A 236-nucleotide genomic window follows, 5' to 3' on the forward strand; every position below is an offset into this window, starting at 1 on the left:
ACAAAGTCATTCCCGTTGTTGGTGCCATCTTGGTTGATATCGACAAATACACGACCTGATATGGATTTGTCGCCAGTGCTAAGTTGCTCAGTGAAGATAAGTTCAGGCGCTGCTTGCTCGCCCACTTCTACCTTGATCTCACTGTTTGAGCCAAATTGATCCGCCGATGAACCAAGATAATCTTGGCCTTCAACATAGTCAGTTGCACCTTGAGTAACTGTGTAGCCTGCTGAGTT

1 protein-coding gene is annotated in these 236 nt (G+C 46.2%); it reads right to left on the bottom strand.

The genetic code is table 11. The features are described from left to right. Nucleotides 1-236: hypothetical protein (locus tag N483_RS27410; protein WP_196764435.1), on the bottom strand; the 236-nt coding region annotated here is incomplete at both ends.

Origin of the sequence: Pseudoalteromonas luteoviolacea NCIMB 1944, assembly GCF_001625565.1 — a bacterium.
GTDB classification, from domain to species: Bacteria; Pseudomonadota; Gammaproteobacteria; order Enterobacterales; family Alteromonadaceae; genus Pseudoalteromonas; species Pseudoalteromonas luteoviolacea_F.